We start from the raw sequence: 21,257 nt of genomic DNA, 5'->3' as shown, positions 1-21,257 counted from the left end.
TATAGAAACGAAGGGGACTCGAAATCATGCGAACGAGAAACAACCGCACGCTGCTGTTCGGCGCGCTAATCCTGCTGTTTACGTTAGTGCTGTCCGCCTGCGGGAGCGGCAACAACGTCAATAACGAGACCGGCGGCAGCCAAGCGGCCGACAATACGAATGCAGGCAATGCCTCGGCGAGCGGCAATGCCGCGAACGAGACCGAAGCCGGCAATGCCGCGAATACGTCGGCATCCGGCAATACCTCGAATACGCCGGCAGCCGGCAATGCCGAAACGACCGTTTTCAAGGATGCGCTCGGCCGGGAAGTGACGATTCCCGTGCATCCGCAGCGCGTCATCACGACGCAATATTTGCCGGAAATGATCGCTGTCGGCTTTAAGCCCGTAGGCGCGGCATCCCACCTGCTGACCGGCTTTACGTCGATCAAGGACCAAATCGCCGGCATCGAGGACATCGGCGCCGCGAACGAGCCGAACGTGGAGAAAATGCTCGCGCTCAAGCCCGATTTGATCATTGCGGCGGAGTGGAACAAGGACCAGCTTGATAGTTTGAGCAAGATCGCGCCGACAATCGTCATTCAATGGGACGGGAAGGACGCGTTCCAGCACATGACCGATGTCGCCGGCGTGCTGGGCCTGAGCGACAAGGCCGACGAGTTCAAGCGGAATTTCGACAAGAAGACGGAAGACGCCCGCGCGAAGCTCGCCGAATACGTCAAGCCTGGCGAAACGTTCGGCGTCGTCGTTATCGGCGGCTACGAGCAGAAGCAGCTGCGCGTGTACGGCAGCGGAAACGTCGGGTATACCCTATTCGACGCCCTGAAATTCCCGATGACGGACGCCGTCAAGACGGAATGGGCGAAGGGCGATAACGGCCAGGGCCTCAGCATCTCGCTCGAGAAGCTGCCCGAATTCGCTTCCGCGGACCGCTTGTTCCTCGTTCAATTCGATAACGATCCGGACTTCATCAAGGAAGTCGACGCAAGCAGCTTGTGGAAGAACCTCCCTGCCGTGAAGAACGGCAAGGTGTATACGCTCGATGACGGATTGTGGTTCTCGTACGACGTCATGTCGATCAGCGCCCAGCTTGACGATGCCGTCAAACTGCTGGCAAAATAACCGTTTGGAAACAAGGAACAGGTTCTTCGGCGATGCCGGAGAACTTCTTTCTTTACGGGGAGGAATCGGAACATGCTGCCGTATATCTACGTCTGGAACGGGACGAATCGCATCGCCGGCGAGGAGCTTCGCGGCATGCCCGCCGCGGAAGAGAACCGTTACCGGCTGCTCATCGCGGTGCGGGGAACGGGCGCGATCCGCGCTGGCGGACGGGAATATCCGCTCGAGCGGGGAGCCTGCATCGTCCTGATGCCCGGGTGCGGCTGGCTGGCGTCCGACCCGGCGGAAACAGGGCTGATCGTGCTGGCGACAGCGTTCGAGCGAATGCGCATGAACGTCGAAGCAGGCCCGCGCGCCAGGCAGGATGAACGGCAGCCGTCGGGAGCTGCGGCGTCCGACGACCCGGCGGAAGGCGTACCCGAAGACGCCGCGTTCGACTGGGAGCCCGCCGAAGGCGCATGCTTCCCGAAGTCGTTCTCCCGGATGGAGGAGCTGGTTCTGGCGCTGTACGACAACGGAGCGACGGCGCACGGCGTTCGGCTATACGGCAAACACGCTCTATTCCAGGAGCTGATCTACCTGCTGATGTCGGAGGACGCCGCGTCCGGCGAACGCCGGGCGGTTCAGGCCGTGGAGCGGAGCATCGGGCTGCTGCGGCAGTCGCCGTCGCCGGATTTCACGCTGGCGCAGCTATCCGAGACGGCTTCCCTGTCCCCGCGCCGCTATTCCCGCATTTTCCGCAGGCTGACGGGCCAGAGCCCGATCGATTATCAGAACGGCCTGCGCATCGAGCAGGCGAAACGGCTGCTGGCGACGACCGATGCCGCCGTCCACCGGATCGCGCACGACATCGGGTTCCGCGACCCGTTTCACTTCAGCCGAAGCTTCAAACGGCATACGGGCGTTCCCCCGCGCCTCTATGCGCGGCTGAGCAAAGCGGACGCCAAGCTCGTGTCCCTGCAATACTTGGGCGACATGCTGGCGCTCGGCATCAAGCCCGTCGGCGCGCCGAGCCAGCTGCTGGCTTGCCGCTTCTATGCCGATCGTACCGAAGGCATTCAGGTCGTCGGCGAAACGGTCGTCACGCCGGATTTCGACAAGCTGGCCGCGATGAAGCCCGACATTATCGTGACGTTCGACGGCCATCATGCGCGCGAATACGCGCAGATCGCGCATACGGTCGATATTTCGTGGCAGCTTCCTTTCTTCGACCGCTTCCGCCTGCTTGCCGACAAAGTCGGGAAGGCCGAAGACGCCGAGCGCTGGGTAGAACGGTACATGCAGCATACGGCGGCATGCAAGGCGCAGCTCAAGCCGCAGCTGGAAGCCGGTCATACGGCTTCGCTGCTCTGGATGCAGGGCCTCCCCGCCACGTTCCAGGCGTATCTCGACGTCGGCGTGCTCTTTCGGGATTTGGGCATGCAGGCGCCGCCGGCTATCGCCGCGATGCGGCAGAAGCCGAATCATCCGTTCAAGACGGACATGCCCCTCGACATGCTGGCCGCTTGCGCCGGGGATCATTTATTCGTGGCGGTATCCCCGGACGCCGAATCGGAACGCGAATTCCGCAAGCTTGCCGCCTCGCCGCAGTGGCAGTCGCTTCGAGCCGTGCGCGAGGGAAGGGTATACCGCCTGAGCAGCGACTGGATCCGGGAAGATCCGCTGTCAATGATCGCCCAAATGGACGACGCGGTACGCTGGATGACGCAGCGCCCTGAGGCAGAAGCGGCCGCATCCGTATATTGACACGGCCGCAGCCGCAGTAACTACTGGTTGCGCCGGGCGGATAGCTGTTACAATGAAAGAAAAGGCGCCCCTGCCCGGCATCGATCCGGCAGGGGCGCCGGAGTGAAGAGAGGATTCATCGTTACCATGTCCCAGCAAGCACTATCGTCGTCGCTGTCCCATTCCCCTGCCGCGCTTTCCAGAGGCCTGCTCCTGCTGATGGCGCTGGCCGCCGGCATGTCCGTAGCCAATCTGTACTACAACCAGCCGCTGCTGGCCGACGTCGGCCGCGACTTCGGCGTCGGTCCCGATGCCGTCGGCTTCATCTCGACGTGCACCCAGATCGGCTACGCGCTCGGCATGTTCCTGTTCGTCCCGCTCGGCGACATCAAGGAACGCAAAGGACTCATCACCGTTCTCCTGTCCCTCGTCTGCGTCTCCCTGATCGGGGTCGCGACCGCGCAAAATCTGCCGTGGATCTATATCGCCAGCTTCGCGGTCGGCATCACGACGGTCGTGCCGCAAATCCTTATTCCGCTTGCCGCGACGCTCGCGGCGCCCGGGGAGCAGGGCAAGGCGGTCGGCACCGTCATGAGCGGCCTGCTGTTCGGCATCCTGCTGACGCGGACCGTGTCCGGCCTGATCGGCGGCACATGGGGCTGGCGCTTCATGTACGCGGTCGCCGCTGCCGCGATGCTCGCGCTGCTCATGCTGCTGCGGATGAAGCTGCCGCAGAACCGCCCGATGGCCAACATCCGCTACGGCCAGCTGCTCGGCTCCATGGGCAGCCTCGTGAAGCGCTATGCGACGCTGCGCGAGTCGGCCCTGATCGGCGGGGCCAACTTCGCCGCCTTCAGCGTGTTCTGGACGTCGCTGTCGTTCTACGTCGAAGGCGAGCCGTACCGCTACAGCAGCCAGATCGCCGGCCTGTTCGGCCTCGTCGGCGCAGCCGGAGCGCTCGGCGCGCCGGTGATCGGCCGCATCGCCGACCGGCTGCCGCCGAAATGGATCATCGGCCTGCTGCTCGCGCTCAATCTCGTCTCCTACCTGCTCTTCGGCGCATGGGGCGGATCCCTGTGGGCGCTCATCGTCGGCGTCATTCTGCTCGATCTCGGCGTGCAAGGCGCCCAGGTCGCCAACACGGCGCGCATCTATGCGCTGGAGCCGGCGGCGCGCAGCCGGATCAACACCGTGCAGATGGTGACGACCTTCCTGGGCGGCGCCGTCGGCTCCACCTTGGGCAGCTATGCATGGCGGCACGGAGGCTGGCACGCCGTCTGCCTCGCCGGGGGCGGCTGCGTCCTGTTCGGCTTCGCCGTCTGGGCGCTGCATCGGCTGCGCCGGGAAGCGCCGGCCGTCTCGTAAGACGGCGGCATGCGCAGGCGCTGCCGCTCGATATTGGCGGCTGGACGATTAGAGTAACCGCCCTACCGCGCATCGCACGCGTCCAAGCGCATGCAGCAAAGGCTCCCGCACGCAATCGATGCAATCGCACCGGTTCCTGCGGGAGCCTTTCTATATGATCGATCAATTAGCAAGATGTCGCTTCTGCTATGCCGCTATCGCCGGAACGCCGCTATATCGCTTATCGCTGTCTCCGCTTTTGCTAGGCCATTGTCGCTAGATCACCTACATCGCTATGCCGCGCTCCCTACCGGGCATTCTCCCGGGCGGCCTCTCTCGCCAGCCGGCGGCGCACCGCCCCGAGCGCCGGAAGGGCGCAGATCCGCACCACGTAGCGGTCGAAGCCCTCCGCCAGCACATCGTGCTGGAACTCCGTCTTCGCGCGCTTGTAGCCGGCGCGGGCAAGCCGTTCCCGCAGGATGGCGTCCTTCGCCAGCCGAACGATGCTGCCGGCGATTTCGCCGACGGATTCCGGGTCGACCAGAAGGCCCGTCACGCCGTCCAGCACCGCTTCCGATGCCCCGCCCGACCGGCCGGCTATGACCGGAACGCCGGCGGACGCCGCTTCCAGATAGACGATGCCGAAGCCTTCCGCATCGCCCTTCTCCAGCTCGCGGCTCACCATGATGAATTGATCGGCCAGCCGGTAATAGCCGTTGACCCGCTCGCTTCCCTGCACGCTTCCCGCGAACACCACCGCGTCCGCGACGCCCGTCGTCCGGGCCAGCTGCGCAAGCCGCTCCCGATCCGGTCCGTCCCCGACGATAACATAGACGGCATTCGGAATTCGCTTCAGCACGTCCGGCAGCGATTGAATGACCCGGTCATGGCCTTTGCGCGTGACGAGCCGCCCGACCGACAGGATGACGTACTTGCCCTCCAAGCCGTGGGCGCGCATCAGCGCCTCGTCGGCCGGCCCCTTCTCGTACGCGCTCTCGACGCCGGGATTGACGATGCCGATCCGGCGGGGATCGACCCCGTACTCCTCCACGAGCCGCTTCGTGAACCGGCTGTTCGTCAGCACGCCGTCGGCTTTGCGCATAATGAGCTTCACGACCGCGTTCAGCCCGATAAACCGGCGGAACATCAGCATATCCATGCCATGGGTCGAAATCATATACCGCCTTCCGGCGAACACTTTGAGCAGCAGCCCGATGAACCCGATGAGCACGTACCCATAGATGGTGACGTCCGGATCATGGCCGCTCACGGTCTTCCGCACCTGCCGGAACAAGCGTCCCCAGCTGGCAAAGTCGACGCGCTCGTCCCGGAGGAAGCGCCCGCGCACGACGCGGTACGGCTGCCCTTGGTCGAAATCGGCGCAGCCGTCGTATTCCGGGGCGACGACGGTCATGTCGTGCTTCGTGAACTTCGACAGATTGTAATAGTAGTTCTGCATGCCGCCGATGCCCGGCGGGAACACGCCCGTGACGAGAACGATTTTTCTACGGTTTCTCATAAGTCTTCACCCTTCCCGTCATGTGGCTGACCGCTCTCGCGATCGCCCAGAACACCGCTTCGGCCATCATGTTCCACAAACGCGCGATGACGGAGATATACAATGCGGTTTCGGCGCCAAGCTTCAGGGACAAGAAATACACGAGGAATCCTTCCCGTACCCCAAGCCCGCCGGGAAGCGGGCTGAACAAGCCGAGCAGCCAGGAAGTCGCGAACGTCCCGGCGGCGTAGAGCAGCCCGATGCTGCCTCGGCCGAAGCTGTTCGTCAGCATCCAGAATGCGATGCCCATAATGAAATGGCTGCCGAGGAAGCAGAACAGATAACCGAAGAACCGGCTGCGCGATAAGCCGGCGTCCGAGCGGAACGCTCCCGTTCCCGATCCCCGCGCGAAAGCGGCCGTCATCTTGCCTGCCGCCCGCTGCAGCCATCTCTGGCGCGAGGCCCGCATGAACAGCCCGCGAACGATAGCCGAGCTCTTGTCATAATAGACGTATGCCAGGACGAACGCGGCAAGAACCAGCGCGATGCATAGAGCGGGGGCTATATCCAGGCTGACGAGCAAAATGAGCGCATAGCAGAGCGCCGCGGAGACGAGCAAAATGTTCTCGTAGACGATCGCCGCCAGCTGCGCGTCCAGCGGGACGCCCGCGCGCGAGGCAAGCACGACCCGGCCCGCGTAGTTCCAGAATCCGCCGGGGAGATATTTGCCGAACTGCGAATCGATAAAGATCCGCAAGCCGTTCAGCAGCGGCAGCTTCGCGCCTTCCCCGTTCCGGACCGCCTGTTCCCCGGCCGCGTTCACGATCAGCACCCAGATGCCGGCTTGCAGCATCAGGAATAAAGCAAAGACGACCATGGAAGAATAGAACTGTAGGTTGGCATGGATCAGAAACGACTCGAGATCCGCCAATTTGAGCGGAATGCTCCGTACGACGAAGAAGAGAACAAGTCCGACAAGGGCGGCTTTGACCGCCGTCGGCAGCAGCCTCCGCATAACCGCCACTTCCTCACCACCTCCCGGCTGGGCAGACGCCATCCTTCAATGATAAACCGGAACTATTTGCGTAATGTCATCCGAAATGCCGACTCCAATTAAATTCAGACCGCCCGCTTCGAATGCATAAAAAGCCGCCGCGGGAACAGGTCCGCGACGGCTTGCGAATGCTTCTATTCTCTGGCCTGGCCCAGCACGCCGAGCGGCAGCCCGGCTTCGTACAGCGCCAGCGCCTCGTCGACGACCGCGAAGAAATCCGCCTCGGGATGATCGGCGCAATAGAGCTGCACCGCCATCATCGCGCCCACGATAGAGCCGGCGAACAGCATCACGTCGAAGTCTTCGCCGGATCGTCCGAGGCGGTTCGCCGACAGCTTCGCGATCATGATCAGCATTTCGTTCATCTGAATGAGCGAAGCGGCGCGCAGCTCGGGGACGGTCATCATGAGTCCCATCCGTCCGCTGAGCGATTCCTTCGCTTCGGGCGACATGCTGCCGAAGCCCTCTTGTATGGCTAAGCGAAGCGCCCGGATCGGACTTAATTCGGCCGGCTGCCGCAGGAACGAATCGATCATGATCCGATCGTCGTCGTCCTCGAGCACGAGCGCTTCCTTCGTCGGGAAATAGCGGAAGAACGTGCTCGGCGAAATATCGCTCGCTTCCGCGATCTGCTCGATCGTCGTCGCCGCGTAGCCCTGCTCGCGGAACAGCCGCAGACCTTGCTGCTGCAAGGTCAGGCGGGTCCTTAATTTCTTCTTCTCGCGCAGCCCCATCTTCGCGGGTTCCGGTCGTTCCGCAGACATGGCTTTTCACCTCTTATCTCATAGTGCCCGAATTTAGCCTTGAACTTCCGCTACAGGTCCGGATTCGTCCGCTGCCGCCGCTTCCGTCTCCTTGTCGGTCGATACCTTCAGCACTTCCCGCTTCAGGAACAGACATACGACGACGACGAGCAGCGCGAAGCCGAACGATACCCAGTACAGATGCTGGAACGCTTCGGAGAAGATGCCCTTGATCTGATCGATCAGCGTCGGATCGAGATCCTTCGGAATGCCGCCCTGCGCGGCATGACCGATCGCCTGCGCCTCATCGGCAGGCAAGCTGCCGGCAAGTTTGCCGACGCCCGAACTGATGTTGGCGGCCAGCAGGCTGCCGAAGATGCTGACGCCGATCGTCATGCCGAACGATTGGAACAGCGTGACCGACGTCAGAGCGACGCCGCTGTTTTCTTTGGCCACCGACTCCTGCACGATCAGATTGTTATTGAACAGTACCCCGAAACCGAGTCCGAGGATAACAAAGTAGCCGACAAGCGCAATGATGGCCGTATTCATGTCGACGCCGGTCATCAGGAAGAACGCCAGCGCCGGCAGCAGCATCGATACCGCAAAGATGTTGCGGTACGGCACTTTGGTCATCAGCCGTCCCGAAATGACGCTGGCGATTACGGCGCCGACCATGAGCGGAAGCGTCAAATAACCGGAAGCGATCGGCGTCAGGCCGAGCACGTTCTGAGCGAAGAACGGGAACGAGGCAAACGCACCCATGACCCCGCAGACGAGAATGAAGACGATGATGGACAGGACGACGAACGTCCGGTTCTTGAACAGATGCATCGGCAGGATCGGCTCCTTGGCCTTCCGTTCGACGAAGACGAAGACGACGAGCAGCGCAGCGCCGAGGACCCACAGGCCGATCAGCGTCGGCGAGCTCCAAGCGTACCCTTCCGTCTCGTGCAGGACAGGCGTCAGCAGCAGCGATACGATCGAGCAGACGAGCAGGAACGCGCCCGCCCAGTCGATGCTCGCGTCCTTGTTGCCCTTCGATTCCCGAAGGCCGGCGGACAAGACGAACGCGGCCAGGACGCCGACGGGAATGTTGACCCAGAATATCCAATGCCACGAAATATGCTCCGTCAGATAACCGCCGATAAGCGGACCGAGCAGCTGCGGCACGAACATGATCGCGCCGAACACGCCTTGAATCTTGGCCCTCTGCTCGACGGTGAACGTATCCCCGAAGATGACCATCGCCAGGGGCATCAAGCCGCCTGCGCCAATACCTTGAATACCGCGCCCCAGGAGCAGCACCGGCATATTCTCCGCGAAACCGCTAATGACGGAGCCGGCGATAAACAAGCCCATGCTCAGAATATAAATTTTCTTGCGGCCGTACAGATCGGCCAGTTTGCCGAGAATCGGCATGAAAGACGTCATGGTCAGCATGTAGATGCCGGCCACCCAGCCATACAGCGATAAGCCGTTCAAATCGCGGATGATCGTCGGCATCGCGGTGCTGACGACCGTCTCGTCGAGCTCGGCGAATATGATCCCGATAATCAGGCCGATCATGATAAGCGCTTTGTTGTTCGTTCGCGTCAAACGAAATCCTCCTCTTGGTTCGCTTAATGACAGTCTATGCAAAATGATAGTTACTGTCAATTGGAATAATGTTTTAAAATCATTCATGCTGGCTGCTTGCGATACGGTTGAGATTACCGGATATTTATGAACGGAAAATGAACGCCTTCATCCGAATCCGCGAAGCCCGCGTACGCTGACGCCGATGCCGTTCCTGCCCCTGCGGCATATCATGATCTCATTACGTCTGCCGAATGGAGTTGAAGCGGTTGTCCGTCCCCATCCAAGCCGGGATAAGAAGAAGCAGCACCCCGATCGATGTCGTGATCCCCGCCATCGAGAAAGATTTAGTCACGCTCCCTCACGTCATAGACGCCGTTAGAAGCCAGGTCAAGCATCCCATCGGCAGCTTCATGATCGTCGCGCCGAACCGGCCGCGGATGCGGAATTTATGCGCGCGCAAGCGGTGCCGGTTCGTCGACGAGAACACGGTGCTCCCGATCACGAAGCGGAATATCCGCTATGGCTCGAAGAAATGGGAACGCTCCGGCTGGCTGTTTCAACAATTGCTGAAGATGGGCGGCGATAAGCTGGGCAGGTCGGGCTACTTCCTGGCGATCGACGCGGATACGGTGCTCGTTCGCCCGCATGTATTCCGAAGCGGCGGTAAGACGCTGTTCTATTGCCGCCATTGGAGCCAGCCCGAATATTTCCGGACGTATCGGAAGCTGATGGGCAGGAAAGCCTCCGCCCCCGTCTCCTTCGTCACCCACTACATGCTGTTCGACAAAGCGAAGCTTCGGCGAATGAAGCAAGTCATCGCGGCGAAGCACGGGATGAGCTGGTACGGCGCGATATTGAAGAAGATGGACCGCACGAAGCCGTTCGCGTTCTCCGAGTTCGAGACGTACGGCAACTTCCTCTATTCCCGGAATCCGGGCGGCGTCGCGCTCCGAAAGGCGCTGAACAAGAGCCTGTCGACAAGCATCTCGCGGCTCACGCCGCAGCGGAGGAAGGCGCTCGCGCGGAAGTACCGCTCGGTTTCGTTTCATAAGCGCAAGGGCTACTCAAAGAAAAACTGAAAATGGGAGGGGGGTTGCGGCTTGCGGATTGTGCTGCTCAGCGGCGGCTCCGGCAAGCGCCTGTGGCCGCTGTCGAATTCGATTCGCTCGAAGATCTTCCTTAAGCTCCTCCCGTCGGAAGACGGTGGCAAGGAGTCGATGATTCAGCGGGTATGCCGGCAGCTGGACGATGCCGGCCTGCTTACCTGCACGTCGATCGCCGCTCATCGCAGCCAGGCGGAAATCATGCAGAACCATGTGGGCGGCCGCATTCTCTATCATGCGGAGCCCGAACGGAGAGGGACGTTCGCGGCGGCGGCGCTGGCCGCAAGCGACTTGCACGCCAAGGGATTGGCGGCGGCGGACGAGACGATCTGCGTGCTTCCGGTCGACCTGTTCGTGGAACCGGCATTCTATCGCATGCTGCGCCAATTCCCCGCGGTCCTCGCGCAATCGGGCGCGGACCTGGCCTTGCTCGGGACAAAGCCCAAGCATCCCTCCAGCCAATTCGGCTACATCGTGCCGCGGCCAACGGACGGGAGCGAGCCTTCTTCGCAGGCCTATCGCGACGTGGAGCAATTCGTCGAGAAGCCCGAGGAAGCGCTGGCGCTTCGCCTGATCGAGCGGCAAGCGCTATGGAACTGCGGCGTGTTCGCCTTCAAGCTGTCGTTCCTGCGGGCTCATATGGAACGCGCAGGCCTGCCTTTCGATTATGAGCAGCTGATTCGCCGTTACGGGCAGCTGCCCGACGTCAGCTTCGATGTCGCGATCGCGGAGAACGCGCAGCGCCGCGTCATGCTGGCCTACGGCCGCGACTGGCGGGATCTCGGCGATTGGAATACGCTCCCCGACTATATGGGAAGCCGCATCGTCGGGCCGGGCTACCTCTCAAGCGACTCCGACCATACGCATATCGTCAATGAGCTGGCTTGCCCGATTCGCGTCATCGGCCTCTCCAATACGATCGTCGCGGCAAGCCCGGACGGCATACTCGTCGCGGATAAAAGCCAATCCAACCGGATCAAGCAGCTGCTGCAAGACGAGCTGCCGACCCGTTACGGGGAGAAACGATGGGGCAGCTGTCTCGTGCTGGACGAAAGCCCGGCCGGCGGCAGCGACGCCGGCGGGACCGATGGCATGCCAGACGGACGGCCAGAAGCGGAAACGTACACGTTGACGAAGAAAGTGGACCTGCTGCCCGGGCGAAATACAAGCTATCACCTGCATCGGCGGCGGCGCGAAATAAGTATCGTTCTCTCCGGCACCGGCGAGTTCATCCTGGAGTCCGCGCACAGGCATATCCAAGCCGGCGACGTGCTGCAAATACCCGCCGGAGCCAAGCACGCCGTCAAAGCGGTTACGCCGCTGACGTTCATCGAAATCCAGTTCGGAACGCCGGCGGCCGAAGAAGACATCGAGCGCTTCGCCATGACTTGGGCGGACATCCTTCAGGCGTGACGGAAGCGGCCGATGGGCGGCGTCTTCCGCTTCTATTCTAGCCGGCGGCCGACCTCCCAGTGATAACCGAACGGATCGGCGAGGCGGCCGATGCGCCAGCCATGCCCTTCGCCGACCGGCACGATCTCGGAAGCGCCGGCCCGGATGGCCTGCCCGAAGACGGCGTCCGGGTCGGCGACGGTCAGAATGAAGCGTATCGGCCCGCCTCCGTTTCCGATGCCGGCGCCGGCATCCGCCTGGACCCAGAATCCCGCCTCTCCCACGGCGAGCTCGGCGATGACGGGCCGACCCTCCCCGTCATCCAGCCGGTACAGCTCGGCCGCGCCGAAGGCGGCTTGGTAGAAATCCACTGCTTTGGCCGCATCATCGACCGCGAGCCACGGGGCGATCGAGCTTTTGAACGGCCTATTTTCCTTATCGTCTTTCATCATGTTCATATCCCTCCTACTGAACTTAAACGCATATGGGCGCGCTATTCGCGGTGCGGCTATGCTATAGGGTACATTCTACGCCGACGGTGCGATAGCCTGCGTATGAAGCCCATCGATCTTCCATCGATCTTATAGATAGGGCCAACGGACTGATTTTGCCGGCGGCACGCTCTCGGTCAGGGAAATATAGTAAACTTAGGAGGCGATGACGGACAAGCATTACGCGAAAGGATGATAATATGCAGGAGAACCGACCTACCGAAACCAGACAGCGATCCAGAGCCGCGCGAGCGCGGGAGAAGAAAGCCGGATCCAGCGGGATTATGCTGACGACCGGCGCTTTTCTGATCGTCGTATGCGTCATTTTGTACGGCGTATACGCTTCCCATAAGAATTCCGGGCCGAAGCAGCTGGAGGCCGCCAAGCCGCCTGCGGCGGACGTCGGAACCGGATCCGGTTCCGGCTCCGGCAAGGCGGAACAACAAGGGCCATCCGGGCAGGACGCCGGCTCGAACGCCTCGGGCGGCTCGGGCGGCTCGAAGCCGCAGGATACGTCCGGCGGCTCCGCTGACGCGGATAATGCCGGGCAGCCCGACGCCGCATCAGGTGCCGGCGGCGGCGCTGAAGGAAGCTCGGCGGGCGACGATGGCGGCGCGAACGCCGGCGGGCAGCCGGATGGCGCTTCGGATGGCGCCGGAGGCGCGAACGGCAGTTCCGGCGCCAAGGACGCCGCCGGCGGAACCGATGCGGCCAAACCCGATGAACCGGCGAAACAGCCGGCGGAGACAGCGGGCGGCAAAGCGTCTTCGACATCCGGCCAAGCGGCGCAATCGAAGCTGCCGACGACCTACGTGGTGAAGAAAGGCGATACGCTGTCGACGATTTCGCTTAAATTTTATCATTCCAAGCAGTACGTCGCCTTCTTGGCGCAGCGCAACGGCATTGCGTTCGTGAACGACATGAAGGTCGGGGACACGATCCGGATTCCCGCTTTGACCGCCGGCGCCGGCTCGGTGAAGGAAGGCTCGAAGAGCGGGGATTATTCCAAGGTCAAGCTTCCGGCCACGTACCTCGTCCGCCCCGGAGATACGCTGTACCGCATATCCGTGCTGTTCTACCAATCGGGCAGCTACGTAAGCTTCCTTGCGAAGCAGAACAATCTCGACGAGAAGGAAGGCTTGAAAGCCGGCGTCTCGCTTCAAATTCCGGCCAAGCCGGCCGCGAAGTAACCGGCGCTGCGCACCGCGGGTGAACCGCGACGTACCGCGGCGGCTTGCGCCAATCGAACGCCCTCGCTCTCCAATCGGGAGCGAGGGCGTTGCCTGTCGAGGGGCCGCGCCAGCACTGCCCGCCTCCCTGCAGCGTAGTCAGCGCGGCCATCCGTCATTTGCCGAATTGGCCGGAATGGAGGCCGGTAATGTTAACGCAGCCGCTGGCGCCGTTCCGTGCTGCCGGGTAACCGAACGCAGCCGTTGCGGAGCGAATCGGAACGTACGCCGCATTGCTTCGCGCCTTCGTCCCTCTTCATTCGGAGGCCTGCGATGCACGCTGCACGCCCTGCAGCTGCTCCGCTTTGATATGGAAGGTCCACGGCCCCCGAATAACGACATGCGGCCGGACGAGCTTCAGCTTCACGTAGCGGCTGCCTGGCTCGGCTTGAAATTCCATATATACGATTGCGCCTGTCTTCTCGTCCAGCTTCGCCATGCTGCTCAAGGCGTCCACGCTGAAATCATACAGCGACGCGGGGGCATGCTCGTCATAATGCAGATCGAGATAGAGACGAATCCCGTTCGGATCGCCGGCCGTCCGCTCGACCTTCGTAATCGTGACCGGGAATCCGGCGATCTCGAACGTTTGGTTTAACCGCTCGTTCGCGGCGGTCGGCACGCGTATATCGACCTCGTCGTCATACGTGGCGCTGACCTCGGGCAGCGTCACCGTATAGCCGCTGGCTTGCGCCGACAGCGGGAAATCGAACTTATCGGCCGGGCTGCTCAAGCCCGGGATTTTCTCGATCGCGGCCTCCTTGCCGGTATCGTCCGCGACATGAAGCTTCAAGCGCTCGTCGTGCATGTAGACGCCGTCAATGCCGTAATCGAGCATGCGATAGTCGGCGCGCGGCGGCGTGACCATCGAGATCAGCGCTTTATCGCCCTGCCTGTCGGCGATAAGCGTTATCGGCAGCCCGTTCGCCGTGACCGTCTCGCCCAGATCGGCATAGCTGCCCACCGACTTCGCCCGCTCCAGCGTCACCTGCACGTCGATGTCGGGATTGACCGGGAGCCGCATGACGATATGCCCCTTCAAGTCCAGCTTGCCCTTCTGCCAGAACGAAGCATTCCACTCGGAACCGCCCCATGTCGCCATCGAGCGGCTCACCTGGAAAGTCGCGCCCTGCTCGTTGATTAAGGTGACCGATTCGAACTGCCGCGCATTGCTGCCCGCCATCGTGATATAGGTCATGTTGGCATCGGATTGGAATCCGGTAATCAGAATCCGGCCGCCGCCCGTCTCGACGGTTATCGGCTGCTTCAGCACATAACGCTCCGCTTCCGCGTTCTCCTCCTCGACGACGCCGATTCCGGGGACGAACTGCAGCGCCTTCTGGATGGACGCCCATACTTTCGTATGATTCATCAGCAGCGCCGTCAGTATCAAGATGGCTGCCGCCGCCAGGACCGCCGCTGTCCGGCGTTTGGACCGGCTCCTCCCGCGAAGCCTGCTCGCCCGCTTCTCCCGCGCTGCCTGCATGACGCCGAGCCGGCTCCGCTCGCCGAGCTCCGGCGGAATCGGAACGGCATTCAGCCGCTTCTTCAATGGATTGTCGTCAGGCATATGCATCCTCCTCGTCCTCCGCCCGCTTGCGCAGCTTTCTTAACGCCCGGTAGAGCAGCGACTTGCACGTGCCGAGCGGGATGTCCATCATTTCCGCTACTTCGCGGATCGTGTAATCGTAATAGAAGCGTAACAGAATCACATGCTTCTCGTCCGCATTGAGCGCCTCGATCCAAGCCTGCAGCGAAAGCGAGAGCGGCAGATCCTCGTCCTCGCCGGCAACGGCCATCGCCTCGGCGTACTCCGGCCTCAAGACCGCCTCCTGCTTGCGCTTGCGGAGCAGGTCGACGGCGCAGCTCATGGCGATTTTGATGAGCCATGTCTTGAAATAGTTCGGCTCCTTCAAGCCTCCGATTGCTTTGAAGGAGCGATAGGCCGTCTCCTGCACGATATCGAGCGCGTCCTCCGGATTGCCCGCATACGCGTACGCCGTGCGGTACAAATCCGCCTCATAGTGTTGAAACATCGCCAAGAACGCCGTTTCGTCGCCCCGCCGGGCCCGCATGACCCGATCAATGATTGCAACCACCCTCTTCGCTTGTACGTCTGCATCTAATCATTAGACGCGGGAACGTTCCGTTTGGCTTCATTCGATACCAACTTTTCGTACGCCGGGATCGTTCCCCGCACTCGCCCAACAATTGGAATGGTTGTGGTATACTGGCATCACCATTACGCGGAGGTGCTGATCATGCTCCACAATCGTTCCGTTCCGGCAAACATTATACTGCCTCATATTTACTATGAAGACGTGGCTGCGGCCTCGGCTTGGCTGCGGGAGGCGTTCGGTTTCGCCGAACGCTTCCGCTTCGCGCTGCCGGACGGCACGCCGCATGGCGCGCTTCTCTATCTCGGCGAGGCGTGGGTCATGCTCAAGAGTCCGGGGCAGGGGGCGACCAGCCCCGCCAGGCTGGGCGGCTGCACGCAGCAGACGATGATTCTCGTGCCGGACGTCGATGCGCACTACCGGCAAGCGCTCGGCGCGGGCGCCCGTATCCTGGAGGAGCTCCGGGATACGGAGTATGGCGAGCGGCACTACGTCGCCGCCGATCCCGAGGGGCATGCGTGGATCTTCGCGAAGCATGTGCGCGACGTCCATCCCGAAGCGTGGGGAGCCGTGCTCGCCGAGTCGCCGTAAGCCCGTCTGCGCGACGTGACGCAAGGACGGCCGCAAATTACTGGCCGGATGCCCGGGGCATCCGGCTTTTTGTCATGCCGCGCTCCGCCTGCCCCGATGTCATGCCATACTCGGCTTCCGCCTGCCCGATGCCAACGTTCCCCTCTCCGTCTACTCCGACATCAAAGTATAGTAGGTATCCCTCGCCTCATTAATGCAAGATATATTCACTACTTTCAGAGATTTCAGGGAACTTCTATACTAGAACTGGGCTTTCACGAAGCCGACAATTCAGATGAAACGAGGCGAAGTTGCGATGCAATATCGGAGATTGGGCGGCAGCGGTCTGAAAGTAAGCGAGATCAGTTTGGGCAGCTGGCTGACCTACGGCGGCTATGTCGAGAAGCAAAACGCGGTGAAGGCGATCGAAACCGCCTACGATCAAGGCATTAACTTCTTCGACACCGCAAACGTGTACGAGCGCGGCGAAGCGGAAATCGTCGTCGGCGAAACGCTGCGGAACTATCCGCGCGAATCGTATGTACTGGCCACGAAAGTATTCGGCAAAATGGGCGAAGGCCCGAACGACCGCGGCCTCTCGCGCAAGCATATTACGGAACAGGCGAACGCCAGCCTGAAACGGCTTGGATTGGACTATGTGGACATCCTGTACTGTCATCGTTTCGATCCGGAAACGCCGGTGCAGGAGACGCTTCGAGCCATCGACGACCTGGTACGCCAGGGCAAAGTGCTCTACGTCGGCATCAGCGAGTGGACGGCGGCGAACATTGCCGAAGGCTTGGCGGCGGCGGATCGTTATTTGCTCGACCGGATCGTCGTCAACCAGCCCGTTTACAATATGTTCAACCGCTATATCGAGAAGGACATCATCCCGATCAGCGCGCAGAACGGTATCGGACAAGTCGTCTTCTCGCCGCTCGCGCAAGGCTTGCTGACAGGCAAATACAACTCGGCGAACGACATGCCGGCGGACAGCCGCGCGGCCAAGCTCGATTGGGTGCGCAAGAGCATCAGCGAATCGGCCATCGCCAAAGTGCAGCAGCTCGGCGCCGTCGCGTCCGAGCTGCAAATCACGGTCAGCCAGCTGGCGCTCGCATGGATTTTGCGTCAGCCCAACGTCTCCAGCGCCCTGATCGGCGCAAGCCGCCCGGAGCAAGTGACGGAGAACGCCGCGGCGTCGGGTATCGTGCTGCCGGCCGAGGCCCTGGAACGGATCGAGAGCATTCTGGCCTAGACGAAAGGCCTTCGGCATTCCACATACGTATTGTGCATGCAATATTCAGGAACACAACAAGAAGCGGCAGAAAAGCCCGCAAGGAGGAATAACCTATGGCGAAAGTCGTCGTGACCGGCGGCAGCGGCATGCTCGGCCGTTGGGTCGTCCACCATTTCGTGGAGCAGGGCTACGAAGTCGTGAACGTGGATTCGGTCCGTCCGCAGGAAGAGGCATGCCCGACGCTGCTCGTGGATTTGAACAATCTTGGCGAGGTTTACAACGCGCTCGCCGGCGCGGATGCCGTCGTGCATCTGGCCGCCATTCCCGCCGCGCATATCCGGACAAGCGACGTGACGTTCCAGAACAACGTCATGTCCACCTACAACATTCTCGAAGCGGCCGCGGGACTCGGCATCCGCAAGGCGGTCATCGCCTCCAGCGAATCGTCCTACGGCGTCGTGTTCGCGGTCAACCGGTTCGGCCCGTCCTACGTGCCGGTCGACGAGGACCATCCGCAGCTGCCGCAGGACAGCTACGGCTTGTCCAAGGTCGTCAACGAACAGACGGCGGACATGTTCCACCGCCGCACCGGCATGCAGGTCGTCTCGCTGCGTATCGGCAACGTCATTCCGCCGGAGCGCTACGCGCTGTTCCCGTCCTTCATCCACGACTCGGCCCAGCGCGACCGCATTCTGTGGAGCTACGTCGATACGCGGGACATCGCGGAAGCGTGCCGGCTTGCGATCGAGAAGGACGGGCTCGGCTCGGTCGCGATCAACCTCGCGGCCGACGATACGAGCATGGCCATTCCGAGCAGGCAGCTGCTTGCCGAGCAGTTCCCGGAGGTGAGCGAATTCCGCGAGCCGATGAACGGCTTCGAATCGCTGCTCAGCAACGCGCGGGCCAAAGCGCTGCTCGGCTGGACGCCGAAGCATGCCTGGCGGAATTACGTGACAGAAGCATAAGACAGGCAGCACGAGGATAGGACGCTGACAGTTCAACGGGGCTACGATACGGAGGAGGAATACAGGATGAATTATCGCACACTAGGGAAGACGGGCTTGAATATCTCGGAAATCGGCTATGGCGCATGGGGCATCGGCAAATCGAGCTGGATCGGCGCTTCCGATGACGAGTCGCTGCAAGCGCTGAACCGCTCGATCGAGCTCGGGCTCAATTTCATCGATACCGCGCTGGCATACGGCGACGGCCACAGTGAGCGGCTGGTCGGCCAAGCCGTCAAGGCGCACTCGCAGCCGATCTACGTTGCGACCAAGATCCCGCCGAAGAACGGCAAATGGCCGGCGCCATCCGGCATCTCGCCGGATGACGCATTTCCGGCGGAACATATCATCGCCTGCACCGAGCGAAGCCTGAGCAACCTCGGCCTGGAAACGATCGACGTGCAGCAGCTTCACGTCTGGTCCGACGAATGGGTCGGCCGCGGCAGCTGGCTGGAGGCCGTGCAGCAGCTGAAGGAACAGGGCAAAATCCGCAATTTCGGCGTGTCGATCAACGACCACCAGGCAAGCAACGCCATCAAGCTGATCGAAACCGGCGTCGTCGACACCGTCCAGGTGATTTACAACATTTTCGACCAAAGTCCGGAGGACGGGCTGCTGCAAGCGTGCGAGAAGCATAACGTGGGCGTAATCGTCCGCGTGGCGCTCGACGAGGGCGGGCTGACGGGGCGCATTACGCCCGATTCGACGTTCGACGCGAACGACTTCCGAGGCAGCTACTTCCGGGGCGATCGCAAGCGCGAGGTGTACGACCGCGTGCAGGCCATCGCTTCCGATCTCGGCATCGCCGTCCACGAGATGGCCGAAACCGCGCTGCGCTACGTGCTCAGCAGCCCGGCCGTCTCGACGGTCATCCCGGGCATGCGCACGGTCAGCAACGTCGAGCGCAACATGCGGGTCGGCGACGGACAAGGACTGTCCCAAGAGAAGCTGAGCAAGCTCAAGGGACATCGCTGGGACCGGAATTTCTATCAGGGCTAGCATGCTGCGGCTGGTGTCCGAGGGGGAAGGGACTGCCTGGGTGGGCGCTTGCGCCGCTTCGGGTGGGAATTCTTCCCCGGCGGGAGCTTTTGCGGGCGCTTGCGCCGCTTCGGGCGGGAATTCCTTCCCGGCGGGAGCTTTTGCGGGCTTTGCACCGCTCCGAGCGGGAATTCCTTCCCGGCGGGAGCTTTTGCAGGTGCTTGCGCCGCTCCGAGCGGGAATTCCTTCCCGGCAGGGGTAAAGTTGTCAGAATAACAATTTTCCAGCATTTTTGCCCGTCTGGAGGCGGATAAAGTTGCCGGAGCAGCAACTTTATCCGTATTTTTTCAGTCTGTGGCAGGTAGAGTTATCAGAATAGCAACTTTTCCGGTGTTTTTACCCGTCTGAGGCGGGTAAAGTTGTCGGAGTAGCAACTTTTCCGGTGTTTTTACCCGTCTGAGGCGGGTAAAGTTGTCGGAGTAGCAACTTTTCCGGTGTTTTTGTCCGTCTGAGGCGGGTAAAGTTGTCGGAGTAGCAACTTTTCCGGTGTTTTTACCCGTCTGAGGCGGGTAAAGTTGTCGGAGTAGCAACTTTTCCGGTGTTTTTACCCGTCTGAGGCGGGTAAAGTTGTCGGAGTAGCAACTTTTCGACTGATTGCTTTTCTGCGGCAGGTGCGAGAGATTCTTTGCAAGTCTACTGCTGGGCGGGAGCTTTTGCAGACGTTCTCGCCCCTTCGGGCGAGAATTTCTGCCGCCCGGGAGCTTTTGTGGGCGCCGCGCCCCTTCGGGCGAGAATCCCTGCCCAGCGGCAGCTTTTGCGAGCGCCCGCGACGCTTTGAGCAGGAATTGCTGCCGGACGGCAGCTTTTCGGCCGCCCACGCCGCTGCAAACGGAACCGCTTGCCCGCCCAGCCGGGTCAGGCCGCACGCAGCCTAATAAGCCGAGCGAGAACGGGAGCATGCTCCCGATTTCCCGCTCGGCTTGTTGGCTTCCAGAAGCTCCGCTGAACTAACGCGCCTGCCCCCCGGCTCTCCATCCGCGCCCTGTTCCGCCCCTAATCAGTTAATCCAGGTTTCCGACCAGTACGCCTTCATGAAATCGAGCAGCCGTTCCAAGACTTTCACCCCTAGCGCCTCGGCTTCCTTGGCCGTGCTGAGCAGCTGGACCGCCTGTTCGGCGACTGCCGGGTCGCCCGGCTGCCCGCCCTGGGGAAAAGGGAACAGCTCGCGCATCTCAACCAGAGCCGCAGCCGTCTTGGCATAATGCACCGCCGCCTCCGCAGCCAATTTTCGTACCGTGCGCTCGATCACGTTCGCTCCATTCCAGCGGATCGCGAGCTCGCTTAGAAATTGCGCGGCATATTCGCGGGCATCGCTGACGACCGCGATATTGTAGGCATTGCCGAAGGGATCCGCTCTCTTGCTCTCCATGCAGGCGATCCAGGCATCGTATCCGGCAAGGCCGATCCGGTACTTCCCTTCGAAAATATGCTGCCACTCCCGTCCCCGCGCATGATCCGCGATCATATCGAGCGCCATGCGCAGCGTCTCGTATTTGGAGTGGGGGAGACTCTCGTTGATGGTCGTCACCCAGAGCATATCCCGCTTCTCCACGAAATCGGTATACGATATCGTCCCTTCCGTCGAGACATCCTTGGCGTGAAAGACCTGCTGCTCGTCATCGTAACCGTAGATGAGCCCGAACTCCGGCAAGAAGAGGTCGAACCCGATGGCCGGAATTCCCCGATCGATCGATTGCTGAATTAAGCCAAGCACCTTCTCGACCGTTTCCGGCATATAAGGCTTCACCGTATCCGAGAGATTGCTGATAAACCCCAGGTTGCACAGATTGCGCCGAATCAGATAGCCGCCCGGAAACATGGTGGGACCCGCGACATCGATATGGTCGGGATCGATGTTGATTCGGAAAGCATGCCCGGTAATGCCCATGACGTCGACTAAGGAGTAGTGCTGCTTGTCCGTGTAGGAGACGGCGCCGTGGATCGCGGCCGCGGCGCTCGTCCATGTCTTCGTCCAATCCTTTAATGCAGGGCCGTTGGCTTCATTCATGC

General features: G+C 61.6%; 18 protein-coding genes. 10 read left to right on the top strand and 8 right to left on the bottom strand.

Annotated elements, in window-relative coordinates; genetic code table 11:
* Positions 1-26: 26 nt before the first annotated feature.
* The 3 genes from GXP70_RS01715 to GXP70_RS01705 all read left to right on the top strand — a co-directional run bounded on the left by GXP70_RS01715 (position 27) and on the right by GXP70_RS01705 (position 4,211).
* The gene (locus tag GXP70_RS01715) at positions 27-1,121 is read left to right on the top strand and encodes an iron-siderophore ABC transporter substrate-binding protein (protein WP_162354891.1); all 1,095 of its coding nucleotides are present in this window, start codon (positions 27-29) and stop codon (positions 1,119-1,121) included.
* Positions 1,122-1,193: 72 nt separating this feature from the next.
* A complete protein-coding gene (locus GXP70_RS01710) occupies positions 1,194-2,867 on the top strand; it encodes a helix-turn-helix domain-containing protein (protein ID WP_162354890.1) in 1,674 nt (557 codons plus the stop codon).
* A gap of 126 nt (positions 2,868-2,993) precedes the next feature.
* Complete coding sequence (locus GXP70_RS01705; RefSeq protein ID WP_162354889.1) at positions 2,994-4,211, top strand: MFS transporter; 1,218 nt, start codon at positions 2,994-2,996, stop codon at positions 4,209-4,211.
* A gap of 286 nt (positions 4,212-4,497) precedes the next feature.
* On the opposite strand, the gene GXP70_RS01700 is transcribed toward GXP70_RS01705, so the two are convergent.
* The 4 genes from GXP70_RS01700 to GXP70_RS01685 form a co-directional block, all read right to left on the bottom strand.
* A complete protein-coding gene (locus tag GXP70_RS01700) occupies positions 4,498-5,709 on the bottom strand; it encodes a glycosyltransferase family 4 protein (RefSeq protein ID WP_162354888.1) in 1,212 nt (403 codons plus the stop codon).
* Positions 5,696-6,703: a lysylphosphatidylglycerol synthase domain-containing protein gene (locus GXP70_RS01695; RefSeq protein ID WP_225442819.1), complete on the bottom strand. Its 1,008-nt coding sequence runs from the start codon at positions 6,701-6,703 to the stop codon at positions 5,696-5,698. Before GXP70_RS01695 ends, GXP70_RS01700 begins: the two co-directional genes overlap by 14 nt.
* Before the next feature lie 173 nt (positions 6,704-6,876).
* Entirely contained in the window at positions 6,877-7,506 is a 630-nt protein-coding gene (locus GXP70_RS01690) for an acyl-CoA-like ligand-binding transcription factor (protein WP_162354886.1), read from the bottom strand.
* A 33-nt stretch (positions 7,507-7,539) separates the two neighbouring features.
* Positions 7,540-9,084, bottom strand: a complete 1,545-nt coding sequence (locus GXP70_RS01685; protein WP_225442629.1) for an MDR family MFS transporter — start codon at positions 9,082-9,084, stop codon at positions 7,540-7,542.
* Positions 9,085-9,332: 248 nt separating this feature from the next.
* Here GXP70_RS01685 and GXP70_RS01680 point away from each other — a divergent pair, with 248 nt between their 5' ends.
* Positions 9,333-10,145 (top strand): DUF6492 family protein, encoded by an 813-nt coding sequence (locus GXP70_RS01680; protein WP_225442628.1) that lies wholly within the window; start codon positions 9,333-9,335, stop codon positions 10,143-10,145.
* A gap of 30 nt (positions 10,146-10,175) precedes the next feature.
* Positions 10,176-11,582 carry a sugar phosphate nucleotidyltransferase gene (locus GXP70_RS01675; protein ID WP_225442818.1) on the top strand — a complete coding sequence of 469 codons (1,407 nt, stop codon included), beginning with the start codon at positions 10,176-10,178 and terminating at the stop codon, positions 11,580-11,582.
* Between the two features lie 32 nt (positions 11,583-11,614).
* Here GXP70_RS01675 and GXP70_RS01670 read toward each other — a convergent pair whose 3' ends face one another.
* Positions 11,615-12,013: a VOC family protein gene (locus tag GXP70_RS01670; RefSeq protein ID WP_225442627.1), complete on the bottom strand. Its 399-nt coding sequence runs from the start codon at positions 12,011-12,013 to the stop codon at positions 11,615-11,617.
* Positions 12,014-12,252: 239 nt separating this feature from the next.
* On the opposite strand from GXP70_RS01670, the gene GXP70_RS01665 reads away from it, so the two are divergent.
* Positions 12,253-13,242 (top strand): LysM peptidoglycan-binding domain-containing protein, encoded by a 990-nt coding sequence (locus GXP70_RS01665; RefSeq protein WP_162354882.1) that lies wholly within the window; start codon positions 12,253-12,255, stop codon positions 13,240-13,242.
* 295 nt (positions 13,243-13,537) lie between these two features.
* Here GXP70_RS01665 and GXP70_RS01660 read toward each other — a convergent pair whose 3' ends face one another.
* Together GXP70_RS01660 and GXP70_RS01655 are read right to left on the bottom strand one after the other, a co-directional pair.
* Positions 13,538-14,851: a hypothetical protein gene (locus GXP70_RS01660; protein ID WP_162354881.1), complete on the bottom strand. Its 1,314-nt coding sequence runs from the start codon at positions 14,849-14,851 to the stop codon at positions 13,538-13,540.
* Positions 14,844-15,317, bottom strand: a complete 474-nt coding sequence (locus GXP70_RS01655) for a sigma-70 family RNA polymerase sigma factor (RefSeq protein ID WP_263864080.1) — start codon at positions 15,315-15,317, stop codon at positions 14,844-14,846. The genes GXP70_RS01660 and GXP70_RS01655 overlap by 8 nt, the downstream gene beginning before the upstream one ends.
* Before the next feature lie 225 nt (positions 15,318-15,542).
* Here GXP70_RS01655 and GXP70_RS01650 point away from each other — a divergent pair, with 225 nt between their 5' ends.
* From GXP70_RS01650 to GXP70_RS01635, 4 genes are all read left to right on the top strand, one after another.
* Positions 15,543-15,989: a VOC family protein gene (locus GXP70_RS01650; protein ID WP_162354879.1), complete on the top strand. Its 447-nt coding sequence runs from the start codon at positions 15,543-15,545 to the stop codon at positions 15,987-15,989.
* Between the two features lie 295 nt (positions 15,990-16,284).
* The gene (locus GXP70_RS01645; RefSeq protein ID WP_162354878.1) at positions 16,285-17,223 is read left to right on the top strand and encodes an aldo/keto reductase family protein; all 939 of its coding nucleotides are present in this window, start codon (positions 16,285-16,287) and stop codon (positions 17,221-17,223) included.
* A gap of 95 nt (positions 17,224-17,318) precedes the next feature.
* Entirely contained in the window at positions 17,319-18,170 is an 852-nt protein-coding gene (locus GXP70_RS01640) for an NAD-dependent epimerase/dehydratase family protein (protein ID WP_162354877.1), read from the top strand.
* Between the two features lie 66 nt (positions 18,171-18,236).
* Positions 18,237-19,208, top strand: coding sequence for an aldo/keto reductase (locus GXP70_RS01635; RefSeq protein WP_162354876.1), 972 nt, complete (start codon positions 18,237-18,239; stop codon positions 19,206-19,208).
* 1,036 nt (positions 19,209-20,244) lie between these two features.
* Here GXP70_RS01635 and GXP70_RS01630 read toward each other — a convergent pair.
* On the bottom strand, positions 20,245-21,255 hold the full coding sequence (locus GXP70_RS01630) for a hypothetical protein (protein ID WP_162354875.1): 1,011 nt from the start codon (positions 21,253-21,255) through the stop codon (positions 20,245-20,247).
* Positions 21,256-21,257: the final 2 nt, after the last annotated feature.

It is taken from the genome of Paenibacillus lycopersici, assembly GCF_010119935.1.
Taxonomy (GTDB): Bacteria; Bacillota; Bacilli; order Paenibacillales; family Paenibacillaceae; genus Paenibacillus_Z; species Paenibacillus_Z lycopersici.
This window is presented reverse-complemented; position numbering and strand designations above follow the sequence as displayed.